This is a genomic window from Gluconobacter sp. NFX36, assembly GCF_049887835.1.
GTDB classification, from domain to species: Bacteria; Pseudomonadota; Alphaproteobacteria; order Acetobacterales; family Acetobacteraceae; genus Gluconobacter; species Gluconobacter japonicus_A.
The window spans coordinates 40775-52793 of record NZ_JAGEKJ010000007.1; the positions used below are offsets into that span (position 1 = coordinate 40775).

Genomic DNA, 12019 nt, shown 5'->3' on the forward strand with positions numbered 1-12019 from the left:
TGACATCTGTCAGATTCAGACAGGACGGATAAGAATATGCTTCTTTTTGCCGGAAGATACTTTCAGCGTGCCTTCACGCAGGTCTTCGAGCGTGAAGACCTGATTTTCGTCTGAAATGACGGCGTCGTTCACGCGGCCACCGCCACCACGGATCAGGCGACGTGCCTCCCCACCGCTGGCGGCCAGACCGGCTTCCTGAAACACGCGGAAGGCTGGAAGGCCCTCTGCCAGCATGTTGGCGGGAAGATCGACTTCCGGCAGGGCAGCCGTTGCGGAGCCCTGTTCGAAGACCTTGCGCGCCGTCTCGGCAGCCTCTTCCGCAGCGATGCGGCCATGGCAGATGGCGGTCGCTTCCGTAGCGAGGATTTTCTTGGCTTCGTTAATGTCTGCGCCTTCAAGCGCACCCAAACGCTCACATTCTTCAACCGGCAGATCCGTGAAGAGCTTGAGGAAACGGCCGACATCGGCGTCTTCCGTGTTGCGCCAGAACTGCCAGTATTCGAAGATGGAGCGCTTCTCGGCCCGGACCCACGTGGCTCCCTGCGCGGATTTGCCCATCTTCACGCCGGACGACGTGGTGACGAGAGGCGTTGTGAGACCAAACACCTGCTTGCCGTCGGTGCGGCGTGTCAGGTCGATACCGGCGACGATGTTGCCCCATTGGTCAGAGCCGCCCATCTGAAGCACGGCACCATGACGGCGGTTCAGTTCACGGAAATCGTAGGATTGCAGGATAGAGTAGTTGAACTCCAGGAATGTCAGGCCCTGCTCACGGTCCAGACGCTGCTTCACGCTCTCGAAAGACAACATGCGGCTGATGGAGAAATGAACCCCAACATCCTGCAGCAGGTTGATGTAGGAGAGCTTGTCCAGCCATTCCGCATTGTTCGCGAGAATTGCACCGCTGGATGGGTCTTCATCGTTGAAGGTGATGAACTGGCGCAGGGACTGTTCGATCCCGGCAATGTTGTGCGCAATGGTCTCGTTCGTCATGAGCGAACGGGCCTCGTCACGGAAGGACGGATCACCGATCTTGGCCGTACCGCCACCCATGAGAGCGATCGGGCGATGACCGTGCTTCTGGAGCAGGCGCAGCGCCATGATGGACATGGCATTCCCGACATGCAGGGAGTCAGCCGTTGGATCGAAGCCCACATAAGCGGTGATCGGTCCAGCCTGCATGGCGGCATCGAGGGCATCGAGGTCGGTGCACTGGAAGATCAGGCCGCGTGCCTGGGCTTCGAGGAGGAACGGGCTCTTTGGCATGGATCGGTCTTGTTGCTGCACTGTCTGAAAAGAAGGGACGGATTGTCTATCATAACATTGGCAAAAGCACGACTGCGCGCAGGCGAGGAGAGCCAGTCATTGTTTGTCGCTTGAGGGAACAGGTATCAGACCATTAGAGATATGTTATATCGTAACATAATATCTGAGTGTGTTTCCGACCATGCGTCTCCGTTTCTTCTCCAAAGCCGCTCTCCCATTCTGTCCGGCTCTGGTTGGCGGCATGATGTGGAGCCCAGCTCTTTTTGCCGATGATCGGACAGAGAGCGTAAAATCCTCGAAGTCGGAAGATATCGTTGTCACGGGATCGTATCTGGCAGGGGCGGGCAACAGGACAGCCAATCCGGTTCAGATCATTTCATCCAAGGATATTCAGAGAACATCCGCCATCTCCCTTGGAGATTATCTGACACGACTACCCTCCGTCGGATCATCGGGAACGCCGAATACGCGCACGAATGGTGGCGGAGGTGTCTCCTGCACGGACTTGCGAAATCTGGGGCAGGGGCGTGTCCTTATCCTGATTGATGGCAAACGCACGGCCATGAATGCAGGTTCGGAATGTGTGGATCTCAATGCCATTCCTGTGCAGCAGATCGACAAGATTGAGATCCTGAAAGACGGTGGCTCCGAGCTTTACGGAGCGGATGCCGTTTCGGGCGTCATCAATATCCGTCTGAAACACGATCTGACGGGCGGCAACCTGACGATCAAGGGTGGTATCACACAATATGGCGACAGCCGGTCGGGGCTGATTTCCGGCTACAAGGGCTTCAATTTCGATCACGGGCGCGGCAATATCACGCTGTTTGGTCAGTACGATACGACCGGGCCGATAGCCTCTAGTGATCGCCAATGGGCCGCCCTCCCGCAAAATGACAATCCCGCATCTGGTGCGCCGAGTTTTGGCTCTTCCATCATTCCCGGTGGCGTGGCGTTTAATCCCGTAACGGGAAAGAAAATGGTCTCTGACGGAAATGGTGGTTTTCGCTCGCTTCAGTCTTCGGATCTGTACAACTTCGCCGAAGGGTCAATGCTTCAGAACTATCACCAGAACGCGGCGCTGTCCGGAGATGCTCATTACGATCTGAACGCACATATCACACTGTATTCCAACGTTCGTTACAGCCACACCACGGCGTCCCGTCAGCTTTCTCCAGCCCCGGTTCAGGGCAGTATTCCACCGTCCAGCCTTCCATCCTCGTGGATCATTCCGGCTGGTAGCCCTGATAATCCATGGGGCAAGGATTATGCCGTGACGAAGAGGATGGAGGATCTCGGATACCGCCAGAATGATTTCGCGGTTGATACCTGGACCGTCATGGGAGGGGCGAAGGGACGCATTGTCGGGGACTGGCAGTACGATGCATCCATGACTTACGGCGTCAGTCAGTTGACGGCACAGACGCAGAACATGGTGAATTATCGCCACCTGCTGGAAACGACCGGTACGGAACAGCTTGATCCGTCCAGCTCGTCGAGTGCGGTGCGATATAACCCGGATATCTGCGTGGCAGCGTCAGGATGCGTTCTGCAAAATCCGTTCGCGCCCTATTCGGAACAGGCCGCAAACTACGTCCGGTTTACGCAGCATGATCATGCGGATTACCAGATGCGGGACGTCAATCTGCGCTTCCATAACAATCATATTTTGAGCCTGCCATACCGTCACGGCGGTCAGGTCGGTCTCGCATTCGGGATGGAGCACCGGAGCGAGCAACTCAGCTATAAGCCCGACCCAATTGTGGAACGCGGGGATTCTACAGGAGCAACGACGGCTTATACGGGTGGCGGTTTCCATGTGACGGAAGGATATGTCGAAGGGAAAATTCCACTTCTTGAGAATGCCTTTCTGGCCCGGGATCTGACCGTGGATCTTCAGGGCCGTGTCTCGGCCTATAATACGTTTGGAACGACGAAGAACTGGAAGGTGGGGCTGCACTGGGCACCTGTTCAGGACATTGCATTCCGCGCCACATTGGGAACGTCCTATCGGCAGCCAAGCATTTACAGTCTCTATGGCGGCCGCACGCTGAGCTATCCGTCTGCGTCCGACCCATGCAGTCAGGCCGGGGCCTATGGAGCGCGGGCCGGAACGGTTCGGGCAAGGTGCCTTTCGGAAGAGATCAATCCCGAGACGTTCAGTTCGGCGTTCGTGGGACAGTTGCCCACGCTTTCGGGCGGGAACACTGCTCTGAAACCGGAGACGGGCCGCACCTATACAATCGGAACAGTCGTCACACCGCACTGGGTGCCGCATCTCTCGCTGTCCGTCGAATACTGGCACTACACGTTGCAGAACATGATTTCCGCACCGGGAACGCAGTATATTCTGGACGGGTGCTATACGGGAACGGAACCGCAGCTTTGCTCTCTTGTGTCCCCACGGTCCACAAGCGGTCAGCTTACGGCCATTTCCGCTGTTCAGCAGAACCTTGGTGGCCTGCGCACGAACGGTCTGGATATCGACCTGACTTACCGGATGCGTCTGGGGCGGCAGGACAGCCTGTCCCTGTCCGAAAATTACCAGCAGCTGATCGGGTATTTCCAGCAGTACACACCGGGTGGAGCATGGCGGAATTACACGGGGCGACTGCTGTATCTGTCAGGCAGCGGGATGCCGCGTGAGCGGAGTTACACCACGGTCAGTTGGCAGCATGGTGCGTTCAGCCTGACCTACATGGTGCAGTATATTGGCGGCATGCACTGGAATGATGGCACGAATGACCTGGCGCCGCAGGCAGCTGGGCGTACGCGGTCTCCCGGCGTTTTTCTTCAGGATGTGACGCTTGGCTATCGGGCGGGCCGATGGACGGTCAATACGGGCGTCAACAATCTGTTCAACCGTCAGCCGCCGTTCGTTGTGGATGGAGCATCTAACACAGCGGTGGCGCAGTATTCAGGGTTTATCCCAGGGCGCTATGTGTTTGCCCAGGCCGGGGTGGATTTCTGAACATCGTTGGAAAATCCTCCCGGGGAAAATTTCGCCCATTCCAGTTATTCGTTTTCGTAAGGCCAGTCTGAACGGCTGATCCGATATGGCGCAAAGAGATAGCTGAAGGCGCCTAAGGTAAGAGCGGTCAGGGCCAGGTATCCAGCATATCTAAGGCCTAGCAGGAAGGGCGAGCAAAGTTGGACCAGGAGGACCGGGGCGAGGTTAAAGGCGAAAACAATCGATTTTGCCGGGGAGCGTAACAACAGGAATGGCAAGGCAGAGCAGAGGGTCATGCCAACGGCCAGGACGATCAGGTCCAGCGCGTCATAAAAAGCAGTGGTAGGAAGAAGCAGTTTCAGGAGAGCATAAGGCACAACAAGGCTGAGGACACGGATCGGTGTGACAATCAGCATTCGGGACAGTTTGGCTTTAAAAACGGCCTGCACGAACTTCAGCCGGCTTCCGAACCGCCCGGTGACCAGCAGGAGTGGCCAGTGCTGTCGGTCCAGGAGCCATTTGTCTCCAATCACCAGCATGATGCACCCGGTACCAACGGATTTGACCCATGCCGTGCTGAAACTGCGGTGACTTAAAAACATCTCTATCGTTGCAAAAACGGAGAGCGTCACGGGAATGGCGAACAGGCTGATCAGAATGTCGGTTCTAAGCGTAACGGGGGTTATGGGGGCAAGGAGCATCTGACGGAGTTGATAGGGTGTCAGCGCTTTATTTGCGGAAGGCTGTGCGACGCTCGAACCTGTACTTGCTGCCGGGAGGGGATGCTCATGCGCGGCTGGTGCAAGAGGTTTGCTACCATGCAGTCGGTTCGGCAAAGACATAATACTGCCGATCAGTCCGATGAATAAAACGATGCTGGCGGGAATGGTAAGAGACGCAGGGCGCGTCAGCATCCAGAAGGTGGCGTCCGAAACGAGCACCAGTGCAAACTGGGCGAGCATGAGAGCGACGCCGAACAGAGCAATGGCAAGCCGCTTTTTTCTGGATTGCTCATGCGGCGGGGCATACCACTGCACGGCTGAGGGAATAGCGTTGAACAGGATAAAAAACAGAGCGTCATGGAAAGGGATGGGCAGCAGTCTCATCAGACCGGCAAAGCCCAGAATGATTATGCTCGCGACGATACTGGCGGCACGGGCTTCGGCAATGGCCAGTCCGGGAATGGAAGGCGCCTGTGAGCCGCCGATCTGATTGTTCGTATGAAGCTGGAGGACGCTCTGAGCAAAGATGACGACAAGAATGACGTAAAAGATGCTGGTATGCGAAAGAGCCTGTGCCAGTGTTTCGTGTTTGAGCAGACCATGCAAGTTCCAGAGCGCGCAAAGAGCGGCAATCAGCCAGCCCACGAGCATTAGCGCCATGTAGTTGCTGCGCAGGAATGTTGCTGAGAAGTAAAGGCCAAGCGCTCTGCGCAGGTCGGACCATTCCAGCGGAGAAAGACGAAATCCTCCCATGGGCTCAGGAAGCCTGTGTCGCAGTGATTTCCAGGAAAGCATCCTCAAAATCGGGCACGGAAACCGTTGTGCCTTCAGGCAGCATGACGTCTTCCGACCATCCATGTACGAGAAGTCCGGTCTCGCGCTGTCCGATGATCTGGAGGGGAAGATCGCTGAGGATGTGCGGTGTCGCGTGATCCAGCCAGCGTGTTGTGGCGCGGAACACCGTGGTTGAAACATCCAGCACCACCTGACCTTGCCGGAGGAACAGCAGGCGGGAGCAGAGGCGCTCCAGATCGGAAAGAATATGCGAGGAAATCAGAACGCTGGCGCCTGTGCGGCGCGCATAGTCTCCGAGCAGATTCATGAAATCCCGTCGGGCATGCGGGTCGAGACTGGCAACAGGCTCATCCAGCACCAGAAAGTCCGGCGCATGACGCATGGCCAGCAGGATTGCGAGGCGCTGGCGCTGACCGCCCGAGAGACTTTTGACTAACTTTTTAGGGTCCAGATCGGCCCAGCGGAGAAGGGTGGAATCGACCGGCGGAAGTGACCCATAAAAGGCGCCGATATAATCAATCAGCTTGCCAACGGTAAACGCTCCGAACCCCGTCATGGTCTGCGGAACAAAGCCGGTTCTGGCGCGCAATTCCCTTGGAAGGTTCAGAACATTCTGACCGAACAGGTCCACCGAACCCCTGTCTGGGACAAGGAAACCCATTAGGCACCCGATGAGAGTGGATTTTCCCGCGCCATTCCTTCCCAGCAGGGCAACGGTCTCACCCGGATGTACGGTGAATGAAACACCCTCCAGAGCTGTGAAGCTACCGAAACGCTTGGTGAGGTCCGTCACGCGGACGGGGAGGACGTCTTGCGGGCTGTTCATGTAACAGTCGTTACATAATGTGTATGGTCCGGCAAGAGCCCCAAAAGAAAAGGCCGGCGTCCCGGAGGGCGCAGGCCTTTTCTTCATAAGACTGTCAGATTTGTTCAGTCAGCAGCCAGTGCGAGAGCCTTGCGGCCGCGCATGGTCATGACGTGATCTTCCAGTGCTTCACCAACGCGGTCAGCCTGTTTGGCGAAGATATGGTCGGCATCGTCGAAGATACGATAATCGACCGTCACGTTCTTCTGCGTGTTCAGCTTGTCCACCAGCTTGCGGATACCCGGCTCTGGCGCCATTTCGTCCTTGCCGCCGGCAATCATCAGGCCACCGCAAGGGCAGGGCGCGAGGAAGCCGAAGTCATAGTCATTGGCAGGAGGAGCAACGCTGATCCAGCCGCTGATTTCCGGACGACGCATCAGAAGCTGCATGCCGACGAACGCACCGAACGAATATCCGGCGATCCATAGTTCGCTGGAGTTTGGGTTGACCATCTGCATCCAGTCGAGGGCAGCGGCTGCATCGGAGATCTCGCCGATGCCACCATCGTAGCGGCCCTGCGAGCGGCCAACGCCGCGCGAATTGTAGCGCATGACCGAGAAGCCCATCTTCTCGAAGCTGCGATACATCGTGTAGGTAATGCGGTTATTCATGGTGCCGCCGTGGAGCGGATGGGGATGCAGCACCAGGGCGAGGGGAGCGTTTGGTTCGCTGGAGTGGTGGTAACGACCCTCAAGCCGGCCATCTGGGCCGGCGAACATCACTTCAGGCATGTATACTCTCGCTCTATGTCCGGCAGGATTACGGCCCTGCCTTCCGGTGGGCGTCTGTATATCGAGTTGAAAGCCCGAATTTCCACCAAAATCGACTCGGGATTGCGATTCCTGCAACTCTGCACGATCTAAGGAACATGACGAACGCATCCGCTCCGACCTATCTTGACGCTAATGCAACCGAGCCTCTGCGCCCCGCGGCGAGGGAGGCTGTGCTGGAAGGATTGATGCTGTCTGGCAATCCGTCTTCCGTCCATGCGGAGGGGCGTGAGGCCAGACGGTTTCTGGAAAATGCCCGGAGCCAGATCAGTGCCGGTTTTGTGCGGATTTCCGGGACTTGCGTGTTCACGTCCGGGGGGACGGAAGCTGATGCGATGGCTATTCATGCGTTCGGTCGGGGCAGGCGTATTCTGATCGGCGCAACGGAGCATGACGCGGTGCGTAAGGCTGCTCCTGAAGCAGTAGTTATTCCTGTGGACGGACAGGGTGTTCTGGACCTCGAATACCTGCGGAAAAAACTGTCCGATGGTGTGCCGACATTGGTGTGCGTCATGTCCGCCAACAACGAAACCGGTGTCCTTTCACCGTTGCGCGATGTGGCAACACTCTGCCGCGACTCGGGTGCGCATCTGCATGTGGATGCTGTTCAGAGCGCCGGGCGTGTTCCGTTTGACTTGACGGAGTGCAGTGTCGCCCTGTCCGGTCACAAGATGGGTGGCCCGAAGGGAGCGGGGGCACTGCTTCTGCCGCAGGATGAGCCGATTGATGCGCTGATGATCGGTGGCGGTCAGGAACGTGGGCGCCGTGGCGGGACGCAGGCGATCCCTGCAATTCTTGGGATGGCGACTGCGTTTGAAGAGGCGCAGAAGCAGAACTGGAGGGTTGTTGATTGTCTGCGGGAACGTGTCGAGCAGACGGCTATGGAGGCTGGGGCGCGTGTTGCCGGTCGTGGGACTCCGCGGTTGCCGAATACGAGCTGCCTCATTCTGGATGGTGTCGCGGCTCAGGTGCAGCTTATGACGCTGGATCTGGAGGGGTTCTGCGTCTCTGCCGGGTCGGCCTGTTCCTCCGGAAAAGTCTCGGCATCGCATGTTCTGACCGCCATGGGAGAAACGACTGGCGCCAGTCAGGCCATCCGCGTGTCGTTGCCCTGGAATGTTCGGGAAGAGCAGGTTGAGGCGTTCTGTGTGGCCTACGGGCGCATGGCGGCGCGTCTGCGGAAGGCTGTGTCATGATTTATCTGGATTACTTTTCGACCACGCCCTGTGATCCAGCTGTCGTTGACGCAATGTTGCCGTGGTTTGCCGAGGATTATGGCAATCCGCACAGTGTGCATGGTCCGGGGCAGAAGGCGGCTCAGGCTGTTGAGCGGGCGCGGCAGAGTGTGGCTGACCTGTTGGGTGTGGAGGCGCGCGAACTGGTGTTCACGTCCGGTGCGACAGAAGCGAACAACCTCGCCATCAAGGGGGCTGTCCGGCATTTCAAACGGATGGGTGATGAGCGCCGCCGGGTCATTACGGTCGCCACGGAGCATAAATGCGTTCTGGAGTCCGTCCGGGATCTGGAAGCAGAAGGGTTCGAGCCTGTTGTTCTGAGCGTGGATTCTCAAGGGTGCGTTGATCCTACTGAGCTTCAGGAAGCTCTGACGGTGCCAACCCTGCTTGTGAGCATCATGGCCGCCAATAACGAGACGGGCGTGTTGCAGGATATTCCGGCTCTGTCACGAATCGTGCGGGGGGCAGGGGCCCTGTTTCACACCGATATGGCGCAGATGGCTGGGAAGCTTCCCGTCTCGCTTTCGGACGTTGATCTGGCGTCTTTTTCTGCTCACAAAATGTATGGTCCGAAAGGGATTGGCGCGTTGTATGTGCGGCGTCGGCCCCGCGTGCGATTGCAGCCGCTTTTCTCGGGTGGGGGACAGGAACGCGCGTTTCGTTCGGGGACGCTGCCCACGCCTTTGGTTGTCGGTTTTGGGAAAGCAGCGGAACTGGCCGCGCAGAGACTGGAGGCTGATATTCAGCAGATTTCTGCCCTCCGCGACGATCTCTGGGGCCAGGTTAAAACGGCGCTCCCGGACTGCGAACTGAATGGTGGCGAGGCTACGCGATTACCCGGTGCACTGAATATCTGTCTGCCGGATGGTGTTCGGGCAACAGACATCCTTGAACGCGTTCCGGACGTCGCCATGTCTACGGGATCGGCGTGTTCGGCCGCGGAAATTACACCGTCCTATGTGCTGACGGCGATGGGACTTTCTGCAGAGAAAGCATCGCGGTGCTTGCGCCTGTCGGTCGGACGCTCTACCTCCAAGCCCGGTATTGACCGTGCGGCGGCTCTTTTGATCGAGGCTGTCCGTACCTGCCAACCTTCAAGAGACTGAAAAAGACGGACAGCCCATGCCCAAGATGACCTTTATCGAACGTGACGGTTCCCGCCGTGAAGTTGACGCCCCTGTCGGCCTGTCGGTGCTGGAAATCGCCCACAAGCACGACATTGACCTTGAAGGTGCCTGTGAGGGTTCGCTGGCCTGCGCCACCTGTCATGTGATCGTGGACCCGGAATGGGCTGGCAAGCTGTCCGAGCCGACCGACGATGAAGAAGACATGCTCGATCTGGCGTTCGGCCTGGAGCAGACGTCGCGTCTGGGCTGCCAGATTGTCATGACCGAAGATCTGGATGGCCTGACCGTTCAGCTTCCGAAGGCGGGCTGAAGACCATGCGTATCCTCGTTGCCATGTCGGGAGGCGTGGACAGCTCCGTAGTGGCCGCGCTTTTGAAACGGCAGGGCCACGAGGTGATTGGCGCGACACTCCAGCTTTATGATCACGGTCAGGCGTCGAAGCCGGGTGCGTGCTGTGCCGGGCGCGACATCATGGATGCCCGCGCCGTGGCGGATAAGCTGGATTTTCCGCATTACGTCATTGATGCGGAAAGCCGCTTCCGGGACAGTGTGATCGAGAACTTCGCGGACGCCTATGCGCGCGGGGAAACTCCTGTGCCGTGCGTGGCCTGCAATCAGGGCGTGAAGTTCACGGATCTTCTGGGCATGGCCCGCGATCTGGGGTGTGAAGCCATGGCGACCGGGCACTATGTCCGGCGCGTGGAAGGTCCGGATGGCGCAGAAATGCACCGGCCCGTTGATGCGGAACGGGATCAGACCTGGTTCCTGTTCGCGACGACAAAGGATCAGCTCGATTATCTGCGCTTTCCGCTTGGCGAGATGCCGGACAAGGCGCATGTGCGTGAACTGGCGCAGGAGCTTGGGCTCGAAATCGCGGCTAAGCCGGATAGTCAGGATATCTGCTTCGTCCCAAGCGGGTCTTACGTCGATATCGTGGAAAAGCTGCGTCCCGAAATCCGGGGTGAAGGCGAGATTGTGGATGAACAGGGCAATGTCCTTGGTCATCATGAGGGCGTTGCGCGCTATACGGTCGGCCAGAGTAAGCGGCTGGGAGACATCCATACGGCTGTTGGCGAGCGCCAGATGGTGACGCGGATTGATGTGCCCAAGCGTCGGATTGTCGTTGGACCGCGCGTTCAGGCGACCGAAGTCGAGACGCGCAAGACAATCCGTCTGCGGGATATGAACTGGCTGATGGATGCGCCGCCTGAAGGTGTTTCCTGCGGCGTACAGATCCGCGCCCGTGAGAAGCTCCGGGATGCGGTTGTGAAGCCATTGGCGAATGGTGAGGCACTTGTTGAATTGACGGAACCCGCCATGCCAGCGCCCGGTCAGGCGTGCGTTCTGTATGATGGAAGCCGCGTTCTGGGCGGCGGGTTTATTCTGGCGGGAGCGTAAATATGGCGGGGACACTTCTGATCGGATCGCGGCGGTATTCGTCCTGGTCCCTGCGAGGCTGGCTGGCTGTTAAACTGGCGAAGCTGGACGTGGATGAAAAGGTCATTGCTCTCAAGGGCGGTGGCAAGACTACGGAAATCCACGCGCTGTCTCCCAACAAACTGGTGCCGTATTTGCAGCATGATGGTGCACATGTCTGGGAAAGTCTGGCTATCTGCGAATACTGTGCCGAGTATGAGCCGTCGCTCTGGCCACAGGACCGTGTGGTGCGTGCCCATGCCCGAAGCATCAGCGCACAGATGCATGCCGGTTTCCGTCCGATCCGGCAGAACTGCCCGATGGATGTGGAGCGCGTTCCTGCACCTCTTGCAGAGATCAGCGAAGATCTTGCCAAGGATGTTGCTCTGTTGAGTGACACGCTGAAGGGTGCGCTTCTGCGGTCTGGTACGGCCACGCCTTATCTGTTTGGTGACAGCCTGACCGTTGGGGACTGCATGTATGCGCCTGTCGCAATCCGCATTCACACCTATCAGCTGGATGTCGATCCGGTCGTGAAGACATGGGTGCAGACGCTGTTGGCGCACCCACTGATGCAGGAATGGTATGCTCTTGCCGAGGCAGAGCCTGCCGAATGGCGACTGTCTTACGAGGACAAGTAAGGCTTCTGGCTTCGTTCAGTGATGGACGAAGCCCATTCCGGTTTGTAGCGCGGTGCGGAAGACGTCTGACCAGATGTTATTGCCGCCACCATGTCCTCCCCCTGGGCCGCCAGCCGTTTGGGTATAGGATGAACCATCCCCGCCATCGGCAGTCTCAGACATGTCGGACGATGGATGAGAGGCGCAGCTTGCGAGCAGGAGTAGGCTGCATCCCCATAATAGTCGCTTCATG

At 58.0% G+C, this 12019-nt stretch carries 11 protein-coding genes; 6 read left to right on the plus strand and 5 right to left on the minus strand.

Annotation, left to right across the window (positions count from 1 at the left end; genetic code table 11):
- Nucleotides 1-15: 15 nt before the first annotated feature.
- Nucleotides 16-1266 carry a tyrosine--tRNA ligase gene (gene tyrS, locus J4P41_RS08805; protein ID WP_426066820.1) on the minus strand — a complete coding sequence of 417 codons (1251 nt, stop codon included), beginning with the start codon at nucleotides 1264-1266 and terminating at the stop codon, nucleotides 16-18.
- 181 nt (nucleotides 1267-1447) lie between these two features.
- Here tyrS and J4P41_RS08810 point away from each other — a divergent pair, with 181 nt between their 5' ends.
- A complete protein-coding gene (locus J4P41_RS08810; RefSeq protein ID WP_426066821.1) occupies nucleotides 1448-4237 on the plus strand; it encodes a TonB-dependent receptor domain-containing protein in 2790 nt (929 codons plus the stop codon).
- 44 nt (nucleotides 4238-4281) lie between these two features.
- Here the strand turns inward: J4P41_RS08810 and J4P41_RS08815 are convergent, their stop codons facing one another.
- From J4P41_RS08815 to J4P41_RS08825, 3 genes are all read right to left on the minus strand, one after another.
- Nucleotides 4282-5691 (minus strand): ABC transporter permease, encoded by a 1410-nt coding sequence (locus J4P41_RS08815; protein WP_426066822.1) that lies wholly within the window; start codon nucleotides 5689-5691, stop codon nucleotides 4282-4284.
- A gap of 4 nt (nucleotides 5692-5695) precedes the next feature.
- A complete protein-coding gene (locus J4P41_RS08820) occupies nucleotides 5696-6559 on the minus strand; it encodes an ABC transporter ATP-binding protein (protein ID WP_426066823.1) in 864 nt (287 codons plus the stop codon).
- 104 nt (nucleotides 6560-6663) lie between these two features.
- Entirely contained in the window at nucleotides 6664-7329 is a 666-nt protein-coding gene (locus J4P41_RS08825; RefSeq protein WP_007281538.1) for an alpha/beta hydrolase, read from the minus strand.
- Nucleotides 7330-7466: 137 nt separating this feature from the next.
- On the opposite strand from J4P41_RS08825, the gene J4P41_RS08830 reads away from it, so the two are divergent.
- Genes J4P41_RS08830 through J4P41_RS08850 form a run of 5 tightly spaced genes read left to right on the plus strand, consistent with a single transcriptional unit; the run spans nucleotide 7467 to nucleotide 11787 of the window.
- Nucleotides 7467-8564: a cysteine desulfurase family protein gene (locus J4P41_RS08830; protein ID WP_426066824.1), complete on the plus strand. Its 1098-nt coding sequence runs from the start codon at nucleotides 7467-7469 to the stop codon at nucleotides 8562-8564.
- On the plus strand, nucleotides 8561-9709 hold the full coding sequence (locus tag J4P41_RS08835) for a cysteine desulfurase family protein (protein WP_426066825.1): 1149 nt from the start codon (nucleotides 8561-8563) through the stop codon (nucleotides 9707-9709). The genes J4P41_RS08830 and J4P41_RS08835 overlap by 4 nt, the downstream gene beginning before the upstream one ends.
- 16 nt (nucleotides 9710-9725) lie before the next feature.
- Nucleotides 9726-10040 carry a ferredoxin family 2Fe-2S iron-sulfur cluster binding protein gene (locus J4P41_RS08840; protein WP_063903279.1) on the plus strand — a complete coding sequence of 105 codons (315 nt, stop codon included), beginning with the start codon at nucleotides 9726-9728 and terminating at the stop codon, nucleotides 10038-10040.
- 5 nt (nucleotides 10041-10045) lie between these two features.
- Entirely contained in the window at nucleotides 10046-11128 is a 1083-nt protein-coding gene (gene mnmA / locus J4P41_RS08845) for a tRNA 2-thiouridine(34) synthase MnmA (protein WP_010504205.1), read from the plus strand.
- 2 nt (nucleotides 11129-11130) lie between these two features.
- Nucleotides 11131-11787, plus strand: coding sequence for a glutathione S-transferase family protein (locus J4P41_RS08850; protein ID WP_426066826.1), 657 nt, complete (start codon nucleotides 11131-11133; stop codon nucleotides 11785-11787).
- 15 nt (nucleotides 11788-11802) lie between these two features.
- Here the strand turns inward: J4P41_RS08850 and J4P41_RS08855 are convergent, their stop codons facing one another.
- On the minus strand, nucleotides 11803-12018 hold the full coding sequence (locus J4P41_RS08855; RefSeq protein WP_175266120.1) for a hypothetical protein: 216 nt from the start codon (nucleotides 12016-12018) through the stop codon (nucleotides 11803-11805).
- Nucleotide 12019: the final 1 nt, after the last annotated feature.

Bases quoted from the DNA above. Each gene is read 5' to 3' on its own strand.
- tyrS (WP_426066820.1), bottom strand. From the start codon at position 1,266: ATGCCAAAGAGCCCGTTCCTCCTCGAAGCCCAGGCACGCGGCCTGATC.
- J4P41_RS08810 (WP_426066821.1), top strand. From the start codon at position 1,448: ATGCGTCTCCGTTTCTTCTCCAAAGCCGCTCTCCCATTCTGTCCGGCT.
- J4P41_RS08815 (WP_426066822.1), bottom strand. From the start codon at position 5,691: ATGGGAGGATTTCGTCTTTCTCCGCTGGAATGGTCCGACCTGCGCAGA.
- J4P41_RS08820 (WP_426066823.1), bottom strand. From the start codon at position 6,559: ATGAACAGCCCGCAAGACGTCCTCCCCGTCCGCGTGACGGACCTCACC.
- J4P41_RS08825 (WP_007281538.1), bottom strand. From the start codon at position 7,329: ATGCCTGAAGTGATGTTCGCCGGCCCAGATGGCCGGCTTGAGGGTCGT.
- J4P41_RS08830 (WP_426066824.1), top strand. From the start codon at position 7,467: ATGACGAACGCATCCGCTCCGACCTATCTTGACGCTAATGCAACCGAG.
- J4P41_RS08835 (WP_426066825.1), top strand. From the start codon at position 8,561: ATGATTTATCTGGATTACTTTTCGACCACGCCCTGTGATCCAGCTGTC.
- J4P41_RS08840 (WP_063903279.1), top strand. From the start codon at position 9,726: ATGCCCAAGATGACCTTTATCGAACGTGACGGTTCCCGCCGTGAAGTT.
- mnmA (WP_010504205.1), top strand. From the start codon at position 10,046: ATGCGTATCCTCGTTGCCATGTCGGGAGGCGTGGACAGCTCCGTAGTG.
- J4P41_RS08850 (WP_426066826.1), top strand. From the start codon at position 11,131: ATGGCGGGGACACTTCTGATCGGATCGCGGCGGTATTCGTCCTGGTCC.
- J4P41_RS08855 (WP_175266120.1), bottom strand. From the start codon at position 12,018: ATGAAGCGACTATTATGGGGATGCAGCCTACTCCTGCTCGCAAGCTGC.